Source organism: Metabacillus sp. KJ11-3 (genome assembly GCF_055808295.1).
On the sequence record NZ_CM147865.1, the window covers coordinates 1,636,344 to 1,655,320 of the forward strand.

General features: G+C 36.5%; 15 protein-coding genes, 1 pseudogene and 1 riboswitch. Of the genes and pseudogenes, 13 read left to right on the forward strand and 3 right to left on the reverse strand.

Annotation, left to right across the window (positions count from 1 at the left end):
* Positions 1–126: 126 nt before the first annotated feature.
* Positions 127–258, reverse strand: coding sequence for a biofilm-forming protein (locus tag AC0L8O_RS08640; RefSeq protein WP_473447363.1), 132 nt, complete (start codon positions 256–258; stop codon positions 127–129).
* Between the two features lie 216 nt (positions 259–474).
* Between AC0L8O_RS08640 and AC0L8O_RS08645 the strand changes: the two genes are divergently transcribed.
* The 10 genes and pseudogenes from AC0L8O_RS08645 (at position 475) to ltrA (ending at position 11,591) form a co-directional block, all read left to right on the forward strand.
* Complete coding sequence (locus AC0L8O_RS08645; protein ID WP_473447364.1) at positions 475–1,002, forward strand: hypothetical protein; 528 nt, start codon at positions 475–477, stop codon at positions 1,000–1,002.
* A 222-nt stretch (positions 1,003–1,224) separates the two neighbouring features.
* Positions 1,225–2,259: a flavin-containing monooxygenase gene (locus tag AC0L8O_RS08650; protein ID WP_473447365.1), complete on the forward strand. Its 1,035-nt coding sequence runs from the start codon at positions 1,225–1,227 to the stop codon at positions 2,257–2,259.
* A 79-nt stretch (positions 2,260–2,338) separates the two neighbouring features.
* Positions 2,339–2,908 carry a cupin domain-containing protein gene (locus AC0L8O_RS08655; RefSeq protein WP_473447366.1) on the forward strand — a complete coding sequence of 190 codons (570 nt, stop codon included), beginning with the start codon at positions 2,339–2,341 and terminating at the stop codon, positions 2,906–2,908.
* Positions 2,909–3,059: 151 nt separating this feature from the next.
* Positions 3,060–3,335 (forward strand): hypothetical protein, encoded by a 276-nt coding sequence (locus AC0L8O_RS08660; protein ID WP_473447367.1) that lies wholly within the window; start codon positions 3,060–3,062, stop codon positions 3,333–3,335.
* Between the two features lie 14 nt (positions 3,336–3,349).
* Entirely contained in the window at positions 3,350–4,162 is an 813-nt protein-coding gene (locus AC0L8O_RS08665) for a sulfite exporter TauE/SafE family protein (protein WP_473447368.1), read from the forward strand.
* A 152-nt stretch (positions 4,163–4,314) separates the two neighbouring features.
* Positions 4,315–5,805 carry a glucose-6-phosphate dehydrogenase gene (zwf, locus tag AC0L8O_RS08670; protein WP_473447369.1) on the forward strand — a complete coding sequence of 497 codons (1,491 nt, stop codon included), beginning with the start codon at positions 4,315–4,317 and terminating at the stop codon, positions 5,803–5,805.
* A gap of 62 nt (positions 5,806–5,867) precedes the next feature.
* A complete protein-coding gene (gene gnd / locus AC0L8O_RS08675) occupies positions 5,868–6,761 on the forward strand; it encodes a phosphogluconate dehydrogenase (NAD(+)-dependent, decarboxylating) (RefSeq protein ID WP_473447370.1) in 894 nt (297 codons plus the stop codon).
* 393 nt (positions 6,762–7,154) lie between these two features.
* Positions 7,155–8,335, forward strand: a pseudogene (locus AC0L8O_RS08680) (MFS transporter).
* A gap of 117 nt (positions 8,336–8,452) precedes the next feature.
* Positions 8,453–8,555: riboswitch (SAM riboswitch) on the forward strand.
* 116 nt (positions 8,556–8,671) lie between these two features.
* Entirely contained in the window at positions 8,672–9,775 is a 1,104-nt protein-coding gene (locus AC0L8O_RS08685) for a 5-methyltetrahydropteroyltriglutamate--homocysteine S-methyltransferase (protein ID WP_473447371.1), read from the forward strand.
* A 541-nt stretch (positions 9,776–10,316) separates the two neighbouring features.
* Positions 10,317–11,591, forward strand: a complete 1,275-nt coding sequence (gene ltrA, locus AC0L8O_RS08690) for a group II intron reverse transcriptase/maturase (protein WP_473444226.1) — start codon at positions 10,317–10,319, stop codon at positions 11,589–11,591.
* Between the two features lie 98 nt (positions 11,592–11,689).
* Here the strand turns inward: ltrA and AC0L8O_RS08695 are convergent, their stop codons facing one another.
* On the reverse strand, positions 11,690–11,836 hold the full coding sequence (locus AC0L8O_RS08695) for a BH0509 family protein (protein ID WP_473447372.1): 147 nt from the start codon (positions 11,834–11,836) through the stop codon (positions 11,690–11,692).
* Positions 11,837–12,079: 243 nt separating this feature from the next.
* Entirely contained in the window at positions 12,080–12,646 is a 567-nt protein-coding gene (locus AC0L8O_RS08700) for a TetR/AcrR family transcriptional regulator (protein ID WP_473447373.1), read from the reverse strand.
* Between the two features lie 206 nt (positions 12,647–12,852).
* On the opposite strand from AC0L8O_RS08700, the gene AC0L8O_RS08705 reads away from it, so the two are divergent.
* From AC0L8O_RS08705 to fbp, 3 genes are all read left to right on the forward strand, one after another.
* On the forward strand, positions 12,853–14,853 hold the full coding sequence (locus tag AC0L8O_RS08705; protein WP_473447374.1) for an efflux RND transporter permease subunit: 2,001 nt from the start codon (positions 12,853–12,855) through the stop codon (positions 14,851–14,853).
* A complete protein-coding gene (locus AC0L8O_RS08710; RefSeq protein WP_473447375.1) occupies positions 14,850–16,685 on the forward strand; it encodes a YhgE/Pip domain-containing protein in 1,836 nt (611 codons plus the stop codon). The genes AC0L8O_RS08705 and AC0L8O_RS08710 overlap by 4 nt, the downstream gene beginning before the upstream one ends.
* Before the next feature lie 244 nt (positions 16,686–16,929).
* On the forward strand, positions 16,930–18,864 hold the full coding sequence (fbp, locus tag AC0L8O_RS08715) for a fructose-1,6-bisphosphatase (RefSeq protein ID WP_026560043.1): 1,935 nt from the start codon (positions 16,930–16,932) through the stop codon (positions 18,862–18,864).
* Positions 18,865–18,977: the final 113 nt, after the last annotated feature.

The following is an 18,977-nucleotide window of genomic DNA, read 5'->3' on the forward strand; positions in this document are numbered from 1 at the left end:
CGACGTACCGCAACGGATGGCGGAAGTCGATGTCTTTTCTTATACTTTCATCCACTAATTAAATTAAACACGTTCATAAAGTTTAAAAAGCACTTCGTAAAACGAGTGCTTTTTTGTATTGTAGATTTAAAACTGATCTGGGTTTTTATTTTTTGAACCTTTATTTTTTTGTTTTGCACCCTCATTTTTAAAAGCTGTTTCTGTTTCATGATCATTTCTTTGCTGCTCAAGACTAGAATTTTGCAGGCCTTTTTTCATTGGTCATACACCGCCTTTTTGATTAAATGATGTTTTGTTTTCATTCCTTATTATGATAATTTTCAAAAAGAATATACCGTTGAGGTCATGTTTCTGTTTGGTGTTGTTAATAATCATTAAAAAAGTATTGATAATTAATTTATTTTTATTGAAAAACAATAAAATATAAATTAAGATAAAAATGTATCAAAAGAAAGTGGAAAAGGAGTAAAGGAAATGACTTCAATTTTGTTTTTTGGTTTTTTGGTTCTACTATTTATCATTATTTTTAAGAATCGGTTAAGAGGAATAATACCTGAAAATCATTTATTTGTTGAAAGATTGAGAAAATTCGGGTGGTTTCAGAATCATTGGTTAGTAGGTTTACATTTATTTGGAATAAACGCAGGCTTATTTCTCCTTACAGGCGGTTTGTTGTATGGCCTTATGTTTCTCATGGTTCCATATTTGCATTTGGTGATTATGTTTTTAGCGGTAATTATAAGTGTTTATGTTTGGATTGTGATCAATAAAGCTTGGGAAGGAACAAAAGGTAACAGACTGAAACTTGGAGCTGTTGGCAGTAGCTTTTACTTCCTATTAACAATTATTTTTATCTATATGATGATGACGCTAGAGCCTCAATATCCCGGTGAAGACACGTTTATGAGATTTATTGGTCTATTTTTTGCCTCTTTTGTTACAGCAGTTGCTTTTTTAACTTGTTTTTTAATCACTGGTTTTTCAAAAATACATAGAAATTGACAAATGACACAGTTTATTTACGATTTTAGTAGGATATTAACGATTACTACCAAATATTGAACAATTCTACTAGTTTATTTTCGATTATCAGAATATATTTTCGATTAGACAAAATTCGACGAAATTCTACCTGTATTATATAAAACAAAACTATTGTAAAACCAAATATCTGGGATTATTATGTTTATATGAGCATTTATTCATATAAAAGAGGTGTATGCGTTGTACAACACAATCATAATAGGTGCTGGTCAAGCAGGGCTTGCCGTTGGATATTATTTAAAACAATCTAATAAAAGCTTTCTCATTTTAGACAAAGGGAATGAGGTCGGAGAAAGTTGGAAAGAAAGATATGATTCTTTAGTATTATTTACTCCCCGCATGTACAGTACCTTACCAGGTATGAAGTTTCATGGAGAATCACATGGTTTTCCAACAAAAGATGAAGTTGCGGATTACTTACAGTCTTATGTTGTGAAATATAACATACCGATTCGTTTTCAATCAGAAGTTATGAGTGTTTCAGAAATGGAAGGTCAATTTATAATTAAGACAAAAAATGATGTATATACTGCAGAAAATCTTGTCATCGCAACAGGTCCTTTTCAGATACCATCAATGCCTGCATTATCTAAGAAAGTAAACATTAACCAACTTCACTCTTCACAATACAGAAATTCTAAACAACTGGCTGATGGAAATGTTCTTGTGGTTGGCGGCGGAAACAGTGGGGCACAGATTGCTGTTGAGTTATCGAAAGAAAGAGAGACATTTTTAGCTGTTAGTAAGAAATTAAGTTATTTACCCCTAATACTCAGGCAAAATAGTATCTTCTGGTGGTTTGATAAAATCGGCATTTTAAAAGCATCGAATAGTTCTTTAATAGGGAGGCTCATCCAAAAAAGAGGGGACCCTATTTTTGGATTTGAATTAAAAGAAGCGATAAAACAAGATACCATCAAGTTGAAAAACCGTGTAATTGATGGAAATCAACATAAACTGTTTTTCGAGGACACAACAGAACTCGAAGTTCAAAATATCATATGGGCTACAGGGTTTAAAACGGATTTTTCTTGGTTGCACATAAATCATGTAATAAGTGAAAAAGGAAATGTCATACATACCCGTGGTGTAACAACAATTAAAGGGTTATATTTTATCGGTCTTCCATGGCAATATCGCCGTGGTTCGGCTTTACTACAAGGGATTGGATATGATGCGGAGTATATTGTGAGGAAAATAAATAGGACTGACTGAGATTATGGAGAGTAATTTAAAGTACATTTTATCTTCGATTGCATAGGATAGGTTAGAACCTAGGAAAGGGGAAAGATCAATGTACTTTGTTCCTTATGCATATCAAAATCCATATCCATACTATGTTCCTTCACAGATGCCTACTTATGGAAGACAGTCTGTCTATTGGACATACCCAAATGTAACTGAACAAGCCAATGTGAGATATGTGCAACAATTTTCCAATCAAAGAGTGGCAATAGCAGATTACGGAGCTAAGCCATATGTTGTGAATATTAATGAAGCAACCAAGCAAAACAATACGTTTCGTACAGCTATTTGGACTGGAACACATTTACAGGTTACATTAATGAGTATTGATGCCGGTGAGGATATTGGATTGGAAATGCATCCAAATGTTGACCAATTTTTACGTATAGAACAAGGGCAAGGACTTGTTCGAATGGGAAAAAACAAAAATAATTTAAGCTTCGAACGAAATGTGTATGATGACTTTGCTATCTTGATACCGGCAGGAACATGGCATAATGTCATTAATACAGGAAATACTCCATTAAAGCTTTATTCAATTTATGCTCCTCCAAACCATCCATTTGGTACAGTTCATACTACCAAGGCTGAAGCGATGGCCGCGGAAGAATCCCATTAGGTTAATCTTAATTAGGTAGCGACTCTTTTATAATGGGTCGCTTTTATTTTTAAGTTTCTACTTTCAAACAGTTCAAATCTGTTCTTCTTGCTTAAGATATATCAATCCTTCATACTAGAATCAGTAGAATGATAGAAAGAGGTGCAGGGTTGTGGCTGTGGTGAGAAAAACTGCAAATAAAAAAGGTAATAAAGAAAGGACTATTATTAAGTTATTTCGTCCGATTTTTATCATTGTTTTTTGTTTGGTCATTGTTCATGTCTATTATTTATCAACTATTGATCAATTGCTTCCACAGCTAATAAAGTTATCTGCTGTTCTTATTACGTTTGCTAAGTCTATTCCTACATCAATTTTGCTGGTTTTGGGTTACACACTTTTCATATTTTATGCGGGTTATATAGTAGGTAAAAAGTTGAAATCTTAAAGGGAGATTTACATATGCTGTTGGTTATATTATTTTTTATTGGTCTAGCAGGAGGAATGCTCGGTAGCCTTGTCGGATTAGGCGGAGGAATTATTATCGTACCTGCATTACTGTTTATTGGAAACTATACACATCTATTGCCGTCCATAACACCACAACTTGCTGTTGGGACCTCAATGATCATTTTAATTGTTACAGGACTTTCTTCAACACTAAGTTATATGAAGCAAAAAACAGTTTACTTTAAGGCAGGAATGATTTTTTTTATCGGAAGCGGGCCTGGAGCTTTTGTGGGAGCATTGATTAATAAAACAATTGATTTACATCTTTTCTACATATTCTTCGGAACTTTTGTCATTTTCATTTCACTCCTCCTAAGTGTTCAAAAGTATTTGAAGCCAAATACAAATCAAATTGGTACTACTTATACGTTTAGAGATAAACAGGGTGATGAGCACTTCTTACAATTTCAACCTCTACTTGCAGTTTTGATTGCTTTTATCGTTGGCGTTTTGTCCGGTTTATTTGGAATTGGCGGTGGTTCCTTAATGGTACCCACGATGCTTTTATTATTCAGATTTCCTGCCTCCATTGCGGTGGCAACTTCGATGTTTATGGTGTTTTTGTCTTCGATTGTTGGATCAATTGCACATATTCAGCTTGGGAATGTTGAGTGGCTATGGATTCTTGTGTTAGCACCAGGAGCTTGGATTGGTGCGAAAGCAGGTGCTTTTATTAATCGTCGCCTAAAAGACGGAACAGTTATTGTCATTTTAAGACTTGTCCTCGTTGTTGTCGGGATTCGGTTGATTTTTCAAGGTTTATAAATGGTACTTATTAGAATAATACTTATTAGAATAGAAAATCCTTTGTGTGCTGGCATGAAGGATTTTTTGGCGTGGTCAAAAGTAAATTAGATAAATCGGAATAAACTGGACAGACTACAAGGTAAAAGGTGAGTTTTTATGGAGGGCGGGTAATGAATTGTTCAACATTTGTCTTATTTGGAGCTACTGGAGATTTAGCTAAAAGAAAAATCATTCCGGCTTTATTTGAATTATTTCTTAGCCAAAAGTTGCCAACCCCATTTTCAATTATAGGTTCGAGTATAACTGAATATACCGATGCTGAATTTCACAATCTTGTTAAATCATCGATCGATTCATTCTCACATCATTCATCAAGTGATCCAAAAATAAGTGATTTTCTTCATTTCATTCGATATTGTAAGGTTGATGTGACAAAAGGTTTAGAGTATGAAAGGTTGTTATCCTTAATCAAAACAGAAGAAACTAAATTACATATTCCGGAAAACAGACTGTTTTATCTTTCGGTAGCTCCTCAGTTTTTTGACGTTATTGTTAAAAAGCTACAAGAATCTAAAATCGTTCAAACAAATGGGTGGAAGCGACTTCTTATTGAAAAGCCATTTGGACATGATGTAACTTCTGCACGAGAATTGAATGAAAAATTATCACGTGTTTTTGATGAAGAAGAAATTTACAGAATCGATCATTACTTAGGAAAACCAATGGTTCAAAATTTGGAAACATTGGAATTTGCGAATCCTGTTTTGCAGGCTCTTTGGAACAATGAGCATATTGCAAATGTCCAAATTACAGCAAGTGAAATAGTAGGAGTCGAGAAGCGTGCTGCGTATTATGAAAAAGCAGGGGCCATTCGTGATATGGTTCAAAATCATTTACTTCAATTGCTTATGATGTTCAGCATGCATTTTCCAAACGGTTTCTCTGCGAAAAACATACGTCAAGAAAAAAGAAAGGTCTTGGAAGCTGTACGTCCTATAAACAAAGAGGATGTATTCAAAGAAGTAATTAGGGGTCAATACGGACCAGGGGAGATAAATGGTGAACAAGTAATGGGTTATAAGAAGGAACCCGGGGTGGATCCGTCTTCAACAAATGATACATACATCGCAGCCCGCCTTTGGATTGATGATTCTTTATGGAAAGGTGTTCCGTTTTATATTCGAACAGGGAAACGTATGAAGGAAAAATCAACAAGGATCGTAATCGAATTTAAAAATCCTTTGACAAAATACAATCAAAAAACAGAACCTAATCTATTGGAAATCGGAATTAACCCGGAAAGTGAAGTGTCATTACAGTTAAATAGCCGAAATCCGTTGAAAGAAGGGGCAATTGAACCTATACATGTTGACTTTACTCCAGAACAGAGGGATATTCCGGAGGCATATGAGAACATATTAGTAGATGCATTAGAAGGGGATGCTACTTTTTTCGCTCATTGGAAAGAAGTTGAATTATCTTGGCAGCTGGTTCAACCGATCCTAGAAGCTTTTAAGGAAAATGTAGTCCCACTACATGAATACCCATCGGGATCATATGGTCCAAACGCCGCTCACATATTACTTGAAGAAGACGGATTCTTTTGGTGGTCAATTGACAATAAAAACGAAAAAGAAGATATAGCTGAAAATGGAGAATAGATAGTGCCAGCAGACGAACATTTTGGTACAGATCATAAACTAGATCAGTAGGAGTGATTTTGATGAAAGTTGGATTAATTGGTTTAGGAAAAATGGGGCTAAATATTAGCAGAAACTTAATTGATCACCATCATGAGGTTGTTGCGTTTGATATTAATGAACAAGCAATCGAAGAAATTAAACAATATGGTGCACATGGAACGACAAATTTAAATGAATTGGTACAATCACTAGATCACCCAAGAATTGTCTGGATCATGGTCCCGCATAAAGTCGTTGATCAAGTGATTCAGGACATAAAGCCATTGCTATCTGACGGAGATATTGTCATTGAGGCGGGAAATTCCCATTACAAAGAGTCAATGCGCAGATATGAAGAGTTTAAAAAAGTTGGTGTTAGCTACCTTGATGTTGGTACATCAGGAGGAATGGAGGGTGCCCGCAATGGTGCCAACTACATGATTGGTGGAGACCAAGAAGCATGGAAAATCGTGGAACCGATCTTCCGGGATACATCTGTTGAAAAAGGATATGTGTATACAGGTAAATCAGGGAGTGGTCACTATTTAAAAATGGTTCACAACGGGATTGAATATGGAATGATGGCAGCAATTGGTGAAGGTTTCGAGGTTCTGGAAAAAAGCCAATTTGATTATGATTATGAACAAGTAGCAAGAGTGTGGAGTAATGGGTCAGTTATTCGCTCGTGGTTAATGGAATTAACTGAGAACGCTTTTGCTAAAGATGCGAAGTTGGATGGAATTAAAGGGATTATGCACTCATCCGGTGAAGGAAAGTGGACAGTAGAGGAGGCATTAGATCTCCAGGCAGCAACACCTGTTATTGCTCTTTCATTAATGATGAGATACCGTTCCCTTGAAACCGATACGTTTACTGGTAAAGTTGTTGCAGCTTTAAGAAATGAGTTTGGTGGACATGCAGTAGAAAAGAAGTAGATGGTAAAAGCTTCATATCTTCTCTAGGTGGAAGGCCAAACATGCGGATATATTCACGGCTGAATTGTGAAGAAATAAGAAGGAATATCAGTAAGGGAAACACCATTTTGATCTGTCTTTCGTTTAATGATGGTGGCAAGTTAAGTCTGTTGCAAATACATTTGTTCAGACATTTGCCATTCTCCTCTCTCATATCAAGGATTAATATCTCACTTATTTTGTGCAGTAGTTTAAAGAAATCCGTAAGATAGTGTGAGAGGATTAGGCAAACATTTGATAGGAATGAGATATCAGGAATGTTACCATTTGTTGCATAATGACTATAAACACGTTTCCCTAAAGAGGAAAAAACATTAATCTCCGTTAACGAATCCCTATAAAGGAGGAAAAAAAGTGGAACGATTATGGACGAAGTCATATATCAAAATGCTGATAAGCATGCTGTTTTTGTTTACCGCATTTTATATGTTGTATCCTACACTTCCTTTGTTCATTAAAGAGATAGGTGGTAATGAATCACAGGTCGGACTTGTGATGGGCGCGTTTATGCTTTCTGCGGTTATTTTTCGTCCAATTGTAGGTGGTCTGCTGGACCGGTTCGGAAGACTGCCGTTTATACTATGTGGTTTACTTCTTTTTTCTATATCAATGTATCTTTATAACTGGGTTGGTGGAATTGTTGTGTTGATGGGACTGAGAATTTTACATGGGATGAGCTGGGCCGTTTCCACAACTTCAATTCTTACAGCGATCACGGATTTGATTCCATCAGGCCGCAGAGGTGAAGGGTTAGGTTGGTCTGGTATGGCTATGACACTTGCGATGGCCATCGGTCCGATGTTTGGAATTTGGGTTTCGGAAAACCTTTCCTATCATTCTTTATTTCTATTCGCTTTTAGTCTGTCGGTTATTGCCATTCTCTTAATCTTAGGAGCAAAAGTGCCTTTTCAAGTGCAATCAAGCTCAAGGAAAATGGAATTCTTCGAAAAATCTGTTCTACCTGTCACGATTACCGTCTTTTTTTTATTTATCGCATATGGAGGAGTCACCACATTCGTCCCATTGTTTGCTGCTTCCATTAACGTAAATTCAGGAACATTTTTTCTCGTTTATGCTGTCACTCTTGTTCTATTTCGACCGATTGCCGGAAAGCTATCAGATCGATATGGAGAATCATTTGTCATAGGTCCGCTCTCATCATTACAATAATCGCACTGGCTGTTTTAGGGTTTTCAAAGGGATTGTTTGGTGTTCTTTTAGCCGCAATATTTTACGGAATTGGATTTGGTGCTACTCAACCTGCTTTACAAGCCGCCACCATTCGCCTTGTTCATCCAGATCGAACCGGGGTAGCAAATGCTTCTTTTACAACGGCGACTGATTTGGGAATTGGCCTAGGTGCCATGATGTTGGGCTGGGTTTCTCAACATACAAGCTATCAAATATTGTTTATAGTAAGTGCTGTGGCTGTCTGTTTATCAATGATCATGTTTCATCTTTTAGTAAAACAATTGTTAGTAAGCAACAGTCTACATAAAGTGAAAGCGTCTCCTTTTCCAAGCAAAACAGGCTGATAGGGAGTTAAAGAATAGGGAGAAAAAAGTCGGATTTTGGAAAATTACGCCTCAAACGATTGACAGTGGATGAATAATAACTGTATAGTAAGGATAATAACTTAATATTTTGATATTTTCTTATCAAGAGAGGTGGAGGGACTGGCCCTTTGAAACCTCGGCAGCGGACTTTCAAAAGTACTGTGCCAATTCCAGTAGCGTGAGGCTATAGAGATAAGAGGAGCAAGGTATAATGATGCTAACTGAACCCCTCTTCTTATTTTTGGAAGAGGGTTTTTTGTGTTAACAGAAAGTTATGCTACAGGTACTAATACCCCCAAAAGGAGAGAAATAGATATGACAAAAACATTAGTAAAAGCGCCATTTAGAGCAGATCACGTAGGAAGTTTGTTGCGACCTGAGAGAATTCATCATGCAAGAAAGGATTTTCAAGAAGGAACAATTACTGCTCAACAATTACATACGATTGAAACAGAAGAAATTAAAAAAATTGTGGACAAGCAAATTGAAGTAGGGTTGCAAGCAGTAACAGATGGAGAATTCCGCCGCAGATTTTGGCATACAGACTTTTTAGAACATTTACATGGTGTTGAAGGGTATGTACCTGGACATGGTTTCAAATTTAATGGAGAAGAAACCGAAAGATATGATGTACAAGTAACGGGGAAAATCTCCTTTAATCAGGACCATCCACATGTAAAAGAGTTCATTGAATTTAAGGAAATCGTTGGAGACCGAGCTGTTGCAAAACAAACGATTCCTAGTCCAAACCAATTATTTAATGCCGGGATCCGTAATCTGGATATTTACCCAGACATTGAAGAATACACAAATGATGTGATCCAAACTTACCGTGATGCTATAAAAGCTTTTTATGATGCAGGATGCCGTTATCTGCAACTTGACGATGTATACATTGCCGGGCTAAACGCACCGGAAATTCCATTTAATGATAGTGGTTATTCCCGTGAACAATTAATTGACTTAGCATTACGTGTGGCAAATGGTGTATTAGAAGATAAACCGGAAGACCTTATTATCACAACGCATCTTTGTCGTGGAAATTATCGTTCTACCTGGGCATTTGAAGGCAGTTATGCTAAAATCGCGCCAACATTATTTGCAAAAGAAAAAGTAAACGGGTTTTTCTTAGAATATGATGATGACCGTTCTGGAGATTTTGCACCATTAGAACACATACCAAATGGTGGACCACAAGTTGTTCTCGGTGTATTTACCTCAAAGCATGGTAAGTTAGAAGATAAAGAAAACATTAAAGCACGTGTGGAAGAAGCAACAAAATATGTACCACTAGAGCAAATCTGTATCAGCCCACAATGTGGTTTTGCTTCCACACATCATGGAAATATCCTAACGGAAGAGGAACAATGGGAGAAGCTAAAATATATCGTTGACATATCTAAAGAAATATGGGGATAAACACAAAAGCGAACATCATCATAGATGTTCGCTTTCTTTTAGTGTGCCAGGCATGGCAACTATCTAGGTGGTGAAAGTCTACTGTGGGGGTACACATCGACCAACCACTAAGGAAGCGCAAGGTACTTATCGTGAGATAAGGGCTGGAGGAAGCGTGGAATAAAATCTTGGCTCGACGAACAGAAATCTGATACTAAGGCTTTACAAAGGGATAAGACTCCTAAACAAGTTAAAGTCCAAAAGATGTGCGTAACTTTGTAAAGTAGATCAGGCGAGTAAAAGAGGAAAGATGGTTGTCTTACCCTGGGAGATCTTGCGGATGTACAAAGGGTACAGTCGAAAAAGGTTAGCCGCAAGAAGTCAGCAGAAGCCATAGTAGTGAAGTAATTTCATGAAGGGCTGAACAATTTATAGTGTTTCAACACCACGAATGCGTAAGTGACATACTCCGAATGTGTTAATGGTGAAAGTATGAGCGTACCTCAAAGGATAACCAAAATGGAGCTATCACTTACTACGTGAGAGGAAAGGAGAAACGAGTGTGGAACTTTTAGAACAAATTCTAAGTAATCAAAATATGAATGAAGCCTACTTGCGTGTATATAAAAACAAAGGTGCTAGTGGGGTCGATGGAATAACGGTCAATGAACTGAAACAATATCTGAGAGAGAACAAGGATGAGCTACGTCAGCGCATCAGAACAAGAAAGTACCAACCACAAGCTGCCTTAAGAGTGGAGATCCCAAAAGAAAATGGTAAGATGCGCAAATTGGGAATACCAACAGTAGTGGATAGGGTAGTTCAACAAGCCATTCATCAAGTTCTCAGTCCAATATTTGAAAAGCAATTCAGTGAATTCAGTTATGGCTTTAGACCAAAAAGAAGTTGTGAGATGGCAATTATTAAAAGCTTGGAATTTCTAAATGATGGATACGATTGGATTGTGGATATTGACCTTGAAAGATTTTTCGATACAGTTCATCACGATAAACTCATGCGGATCATCTCTAATACAATAGATGATGGAGATGTCATTTCCCTAATAAGGAAATATCTTGTCAGTGGAGTTATGGTGAATGGGAAATATGAAGAAACACCAGTTGGAACTCCGCAAGGAGGAAACCTAAGCCCACTGCTTAGTAATATTATGTTGAACGAACTTGATAAGGAGCTAGAAAGTAGAGGACTCCAATTCGTGAGATACGCTGATGATGCCCTAATCTTCGTGAAGAGTGAGAAAGCAGCGAATAGAGTGATGGAATCAATTGTGAGATTTATAGAAAATAAATTAGGGTTAATAGTCAATGGAGAAAAGAGTAAAATCTCCCGTCCAAAAGATTTGAAATTCTTAGGATTTGGATATTATTACGATTTTAAGAATGAGAAATACCAAGTAAAACCCCATTCAACGTCAATACAAAAATTTCAAAGGAAGCTTCGAAAATTAACAAAGCGAAATTGGAGTGTTTCGCTAGACTACCGAACCTTAAAACTAAAACAAGTCATACTTGGGTGGGTTAACTACTTTAGAATCTCGAATATGAAAAAAGCAATGACTGAGATAGATAAGAAGCTTCGCTCCAGAATTAGAGTCATCATATGGAAGCAATGGAAGGTATCGAAGAAACGAATCAAATCGCTTATCCAATTAGGAATCCCTGAGGGAGAGGCGAAGGGATTAACCTTCTGTCGAAGAGGTTATCGATACATCGGTTTATCGAAAGTTGTTCAAAGAGCAATCTCAAACAAAAGACTAAAGCAGAGGGGTCTTCCCTCTGCTTTAGATCATTATCTAAAAGTACACACTGTAATATAAATTGAACCGCCGTATACGGAACCGTACGTACGGTGGTGTGAGAGGGGCGAAAATAATTAGATTATTTTCCCTCTACTCGATTATTGATCGTTTACTATTTACATATAATCGTAAACAGAATCCTCAAAATAGAGCCAGTGGTAATATTCAATTTGCGCATCTGACATTTCAGAAATTTGTTTTTCATTAAATTTTTGCTTATCCAATAATTTATTTACTTTATAATCTCTGGCTACTTTGCTCATTTTTAAATCCTCCTTATGTATAAACCAAGAATAAATCTTTTGTTGTTATTATATTGTAATCGCTTTCCTTAACTTCTTGTACTTATTATATATCTCAAACTGAGATAAAACAAATATCAATTTGATATGATTTTGCGAAAACTAATATAGAATTGTTATTTATACATAGAATGATTGTTTTATATAAAAATCAAGCCAGAGATTTCAAGGAATGTTTAGGGAAATACGAACCGGTGAAACGCGCTATTTTCCATAGAGTCCGTATTTAATGACATGATTAATGAGTTCAGCCATTTCTTTTGGTGATTTGTCCATTCCGTTATTTAGCCAGGATTTCGTTGCGTATATACTTCCACTTATAATAAACGTACTTATATACATTGAGAGTTCTTCACTGAGTTGTTTTTCAGCCTTCCAATGATTCATAAAGAAATCTTGAGCGAAAACCATTACTTTTTTTTGAAATGTCGTATCTCTATTTTCGTTAAGGAGTGTTTGGCACACTTTGTGCTTTGAAGCAAAGTATTCTAGTAGCTTTTCGATCATCTGAAGATCATCTTCATCATTTTCAAAATGACATTGATTTAAATAGCCAGTTAAATCTTCAATGATTTCATCTTCTATTTTATCAAGGAGATCAAATTGGTCACTATAATGAGAATAAAATGTCGAACGGTTAATATCAGCATGTTCGCATATTTCCTTCACTGTTATGGAAGAAATTTGTTTCTCTTTTAAAAGCTTCATTAAGCTATCCTTTAAGACCATCTGAGTATATTTTTTCCGTCGATCCAGTTTAGAACTAGACATGAAAATCACCTTTTCTTATACATTATCCAACATATTTTGAATATGTGTTGTTCAACTAACGGATGTTACATAACTGATTGTTGAATAGCCAACACCGTGTCCATATAATGATAGGGTGTAAAAGAAAAAATGGCAAGAGAGGGTGAAATCTTATAAATATTGCAGCACGAATTATTAAACACAAAAAAGCAGTAGTGATCACGTTTATGGTCCTGACAATCATTTGTTCCTTAGCATCCTTAACAGTATCAGTAAACTATGATATGACAGATTACTTGCCGGAAGATGCCCAGTCAACGAAAGCAATGGACATAATGGAGCAGGAATTTGAGGGAAGTGTTCCGTCTAACCGTGTGATGATCAATGATGTGTCCATTCAGGAAGCTCTTGCTTTTAAAAAAGAATTAGCTGCCATTGATGGTGTGTCAGATGTGACATGGTTAGATGATGCGATCGATATAAAAGCGCCGCTCGAAATGGCGGATGAAGAGGTTGTAGAAACGTATTATAAGGACGAAAAAGCATTATTTTCATTCAGTATCCGTGATGGTGATGAAGTCGCTATTACAGATGAAATCTATGAACTTATTGGGGAAGATAATGCGATGGCAGGGGAATCTCTTAATACGGCTACACAACAAAAAATGGCCGGAACAGAATCTATGTATGCTGCAGCTTTATTAGTACCAATTATTATTATTATTTTAGTTGTTTCAACAACTTCCTGGGTAGAGCCGGTATTATTTTTAACCGCTATTGGTGTGTCTATTTTAATTAATATGGGTACCAATATGTTTCTTGGAGAAGTTTCCTTTGTGACCCAGTCGGTTGCCCCGATTTTACAGCTTGCCGTTTCACTTGATTATGCGATTTTTCTGCTACATAGTTTTTCTTATTATCGTAGGAAAACAACAGATCCACAGGAAGCCATGCAGCTTGCAATGAAAAAATCTTTTTCAGCGATAACGGCAAGTGCGTCAACAACTTTCTTTGGGTTTATCGCACTATCATTTATGAACTTTGAGATTGGGTCCGATTTAGGGATCAACCTGGTAAAAGGAATTTTACTAAGTTTTATAAGTGTAATGGTGTTCTTACCAGCATTAACGCTCGTATTTTATAAATGGATCGACAAGACAAAGCATAAACCATTGTTGCCAAGTATTAAAAACAAAGGCAATGCTTTGGTGAAAATGAAAATTCCAAGCTTACTTATTGTTTTATTACTAATTGTACCGGCGTATTTGGCACAGAGTCAGACAAATTTCATCTACGGTGTCGGTGATCAGCCTGAAGATACAAGAGTAGGAAGTGATATCGTAAAAATAAAAGAACAGTTTGGTGAGAGTACACCGCTTGTCCTGTTTGTTCCTAAAGGAGATATTGCCAAAGAAGATGAGCTTGTCCAAGAGTTAGAGAGCATTGAACATGTATCAAGTGTTCTTGCCTATGTGAATACAGTAAGTTCCGCGATTCCTCCGGAGTATTTGGATCCGTCTGTGACAGAACCGTTTTATTCAGAAAATTATAGTCGGTTCATTCTTCAAACTGAAACAAAAAACGAGGGAGAAGAGGCATTTCAATTAATTGAACAAGTCAACAGTACGGCTAAACAATATTATGACGATGTCTATTCAGTTGGGGAAAGTGTGACATTATATGATATAAAAAATACGGTTCAAAAAGACAATACATTGGTAAATCTTTTGACCGTCATTACGATTGCGATTGTCCTGATCGTAACGTTTAAATCGATTTCGATTCCGATAGTGCTACTCTTGACGATTCAGACATCTGTTTGGATTAATCTTTCGGTTCCTTATTTTACAGATTCTGCATTAGTTTATGTCGGCTATCTTTTGATTAGTATTATTCAACTTGCGGCAACAGTTGATTATGCGATCCTTTTAACAGATGCTTATAAAGAATATCGTGAAGAAATGACAGCACTGGAAGCCATGAAAAAAACACTGGATGAGAAGATATTTTCGATTGGAATTTCAGGTGCCATTTTATCAAGTGTAGGGTTTATTTTATGGATTACATCCTCGAACCCAATTGTATCTTCTATCGGGTTATTGCTGGGAAGAGGGGCATTACTTGCCTTTATTATGGTCGTGATCTTCCTGCCGGCTATGTTCATTGTCTTCGATAAGCTAATTGCAAAAACAACGTTAAAAGCACATTTTTATAAGGAGAAGAAATGATGAAAAAAAGCATAAGTAAATTTCTACTTGTCTTGACAACAACTATTTTCTTGGTTCCTTCACTACATGTTACGGCTGCTACAGATGACAGCAAATCAATTGGTGATTCTTCACAAGAAAAAGGAGAAATCTCATCTAAAGATGAAGTTGTCTATGCCAAGCTAAGTGCGACCGGAGAAAGACAAGAGGCATATGTGGTCAACATCTTAGATATTGAAAAGCCTGGTGAAATAGTTGATTATGGGCTATATACAAGCTTGAAAAACCTAACAGACTTAACAGAAATGAAGCAAACAAACAATTCGGTTCAATTAACAGCTGATTCGAAAGGGAAATTTTATTATCAAGGTAATATGAAGGAAGAGCCTTTGCCATGGGATGTTTCCATTTCTTATATACTAGATGGCAAGCAAATAAACCCTGATGAACTGGCTGGAAAAAAGGGCCATGTACAAATTGAGATTCGAACATCAGCTAATGAACAAGTGAATCGGATATTTTTTGAAAATTACTTATTACAAATTTCACTTTCCCTTGATACCGATAAATATAGCAATATTAAGGCACCTGACGGGATGCTGGCAAATGCCGGAAAAAACAAACAAGTAACATTTACTGTCATGCCTGAAAAAGAGGAAAAACTGACAGTTGAAGCAGATGCTCTTCATTTTGAAATGGAAGGCATCGATATCACAGCTATTCCATCTTCCATGCCAATTGATGCACCGAATATTGATGACATGACAGGCGATATGGAAATTTTAACAGATGCTATAAAGGACATTAACAATGGTGTTGGTGACTTAAAGGATGGAGTATCGGAACTCAATATCGGCGTACATGAATTGGGCAACGGTTCGTCTCAATTTAAAGAAGGAATGTCAAAAATAGATGGGTCGTCAACTGAACTGATCAATGCTTCCAAAAACATTCAGCAGGCACTCGAAACATTAAATACATCTCTTAGCGGCAGCGGTTCAGAGGATATGGGTCTTGGTGATTTTAAAAAGCTTGAAGATGGGCTCAGTCAAATTTCAGGCGGGCTAAGAGATACGTCAGATGGCTTAAAGACATTTAATGATAACTACGCCAAAGCATACGATGAGTTAAATAAAGCAATGGAAGCTATTCCTGAATATGAATTGACAGAAGAACAAACTCAAGCGTTATACAATAGCGGAGCAGATCAACAAGTACTAAATCAATTACTTGAAACATATGCTGCCGCCCGTACGGCAAAGGGAACCTATTCGGCTGTAAAAGAATCATTTGACGCAGTAGATGTGACATTAAGCCAAGTTAACGGTGCCTTATCAGAAATGGCTAACAATCTTGATACAACAGCAAATGGCATTTCTTCCTCACTTGAACAAATGGAAGTTGCAGAATCATTTGCGCAGTTACAAGAAGGAATCAACCAACTTTCTTCCAATTATGGTGCATTCCACTCAGGTCTAGTAGAGTATTCAGGAGGAGTAAATCAATTGTCAAACTCCTATACGAAGATGCACATGGGTATTGAAGAACTTTCAAATGGAACTGACGAATTGGAAAACGGTGTAGGCAAGCTACATGACGGAACAGGTGAACTTTATGAATCGACAAGTGATTTACCTGAACAAATGAAACAAGAAGTGGATCAAATGATCGCAGACTATGACAAATCCGACTTCGAAGCGGTATCCTTCGTATCGCCTAAAAACCAACAAATAAACTCCGTTCAATTTGTCATAAAAACAGAAAGCATCAAAAAAGAAGAAAAAGAAAAACCAGAAAAAACAACAAAAGAACAAACAGGATTCTGGGCACGCCTAAAGGACCTGTTTTCATAATGGGTCAGAGGGACAGGTTCACTGTCCCTCTTTTTTGGAGACAAGGAACCTGTCCCGGTGGACCAACCACATTGCTTTTTCTATTGACCCCCTGCAAAATGACCTCTAAAATAAAAATAATCCAAATTTTCTTAATCTTATATAATAAAATTCTAAGGAATACGATGAATTGGGACAAGGAACCTGTCCCTCCGTCCCATCATTTTGTATAATAAAGAGAGAGTAGTGAAAGGGGATACATGATTTGCATACAAAACACTTGGATTTATTAGCGCAGAAGTATGATCGTGAGGAAAAGGTAGTTACTGAGATTATTAATCTTGAAGCGATCTTGAATCTTCCGAAGGGTACAGAGCATTTTGTCAGTGATTTACACGGCGAGTTTCAGGCCTTTCAACATGTTTTGCGAAATGGCTCAGGGAAGGTAAGAGAGAAAATAGAAGACATTTATAAAAAGGTGTTAACTGAAAAAGAAATAAAAGAGTTTGCAACACTAGTGTATTACCCTGAAGATAAAATCAAGCTGATGAAAAATCATTTTAGCAATGAAGAAGAATTATACCAATGGTACACCGTCATCATTGAACGGATGATCAAGCTGATTTCCTATGCCTCTTCCAAATATACTCGTTCAAAATTACGGAAAGCATTGCCTAGTCAATTTGTTTATATTATTGAGGAACTCTTATACAAAACTGATGAGTTTACGAATTTTAAAGAACCTTACTATACAAGCATTGTTGAACAAATTATTTCGCTTGGACAAGCTGATAAGCTCATTATCGGTCTGGCATATACGACTCAGCGTTTAGTAGTGGATCATCTCCATGTTGTTGGGGATATTTATGATCGTGGACCGGAGCCTGATAAAATAATGGAAGCCCTCATTAACTATCATTCTGTTGATATTCAGTGGGGAAATCATGATGTTTTATGGATCGGTGCTTTTGCAGGCTCTAAGGTTTGTCTAGCTAATATTATTCGAATTTGTGCACGCTATAACAATCTTGACATAATCGAGGATGTATATGGAATAAATCTGCGACCGCTTATGAATCTAGCAGATAAATATTACAATGACAATCCGGCTTTCAGACCGAAAGTTCAACCTGATGATCACGTTTCAGATGAAGAAAAACTGCAAATTACTAAAATTCATCAAGCCATTGCCATGATTCAATTCAAGCTTGAAAGTCCAATCATTAAAAGACGTCCCGGATTTAATATGTCAGAAAGACTTTTGCTTGAAGAAATCGACTTTGAACATAACGAAATAACAATACGTGGAAAAACTTATCCGTTGGAAAATTCGTGTTTTACAACGGTTAATCCTGAGCAGCCGGATCAATTATTAGAGGAAGAAAAGCAAGTAATAGACAAGCTCTTATTCTCTGTTCAGCATTCGGAAAAATTGGCTAGACATATGAATTTTCTCATGAAAAAAGGCAGCCTTTATTTGAAATATAATGGAAATTTATTGATACATGGCTGTATTCCTTTAGATGAAGACGGGAAAATGGAAGGGATGGTCATTGAAGGGAAAACATATGCAGGCCGTGAATTACTAGATGTGTTTGAGCGTTATCTACGTTATTCCTTTGCACACCCTGAAAAAACGGATGACCTAGCGACAGATATGGTGTGGTATTTATGGACAGGAGAATATTCCTCACTCTTTGGTAAACGAGCGATGACAACATTTGAACGTTATTTTATTAAAGATAAGGCAACACATAAAGAGCAGAAAAATCCATATTACTATTTACGAGAAAATGAAGAAATCTGCCGGAAAATCCTATTAGAATTCAATCTTAATCCAGATCAAGGTCATATCATAAATGGACATACCCCTGTAAAAGAAATTGAAGGAGAAAATCCGATCAAGGCAAACGGTAAAATGATTGTAATAGATGGTGGTTTTTCTAAAGCTTATCAATCTACTACAGGAATTGCGGGATACACATTATTGTATAATTCCTACGGCATGCAGCTCGTTGCACATAAACATTTTAATTCTAAAGACGATGTATTACTAAATGGAACAGATGTATTGTCTGTTAAAAGAATCGTTGATAAAGAATTAGAGCGGAAAAAGGTGTTGGAGACAAATGTTGGAGAAGAATTATTGCAGGAGATCTCTATATTAAATAGTTTAATGGAATATCGGTATATGAAATAGGAAAAGCGCAAGGTACCTGGAGCTAGACACCAAAACCTCGTACAAAAGTCTATAATTTCTGTACTTTTAAAATTTGGAAGGGAATCTTTCCCTTCTTTTTACTGTGTAAATTC

Coding starts and splice junctions, on each gene's coding strand:
- AC0L8O_RS08640 (WP_473447363.1), bottom strand. CDS start 258: ATGAAAAAAGGCCTGCAAAATTCTAGTCTTGAGCAGCAAAGAAATGAT.
- AC0L8O_RS08645 (WP_473447364.1), top strand. CDS start 475: ATGACTTCAATTTTGTTTTTTGGTTTTTTGGTTCTACTATTTATCATT.
- AC0L8O_RS08655 (WP_473447366.1), top strand. CDS start 2,339: ATGTACTTTGTTCCTTATGCATATCAAAATCCATATCCATACTATGTT.
- AC0L8O_RS08665 (WP_473447368.1), top strand. CDS start 3,350: ATGCTGTTGGTTATATTATTTTTTATTGGTCTAGCAGGAGGAATGCTC.
- zwf (WP_473447369.1), top strand. CDS start 4,315: ATGAATTGTTCAACATTTGTCTTATTTGGAGCTACTGGAGATTTAGCT.
- gnd (WP_473447370.1), top strand. CDS start 5,868: ATGAAAGTTGGATTAATTGGTTTAGGAAAAATGGGGCTAAATATTAGC.
- AC0L8O_RS08685 (WP_473447371.1), top strand. CDS start 8,672: ATGACAAAAACATTAGTAAAAGCGCCATTTAGAGCAGATCACGTAGGA.
- AC0L8O_RS08695 (WP_473447372.1), bottom strand. CDS start 11,836: ATGAGCAAAGTAGCCAGAGATTATAAAGTAAATAAATTATTGGATAAG.
- AC0L8O_RS08700 (WP_473447373.1), bottom strand. CDS start 12,646: ATGTCTAGTTCTAAACTGGATCGACGGAAAAAATATACTCAGATGGTC.
- AC0L8O_RS08705 (WP_473447374.1), top strand. CDS start 12,853: ATGGTCCTGACAATCATTTGTTCCTTAGCATCCTTAACAGTATCAGTA.
- AC0L8O_RS08710 (WP_473447375.1), top strand. CDS start 14,850: ATGATGAAAAAAAGCATAAGTAAATTTCTACTTGTCTTGACAACAACT.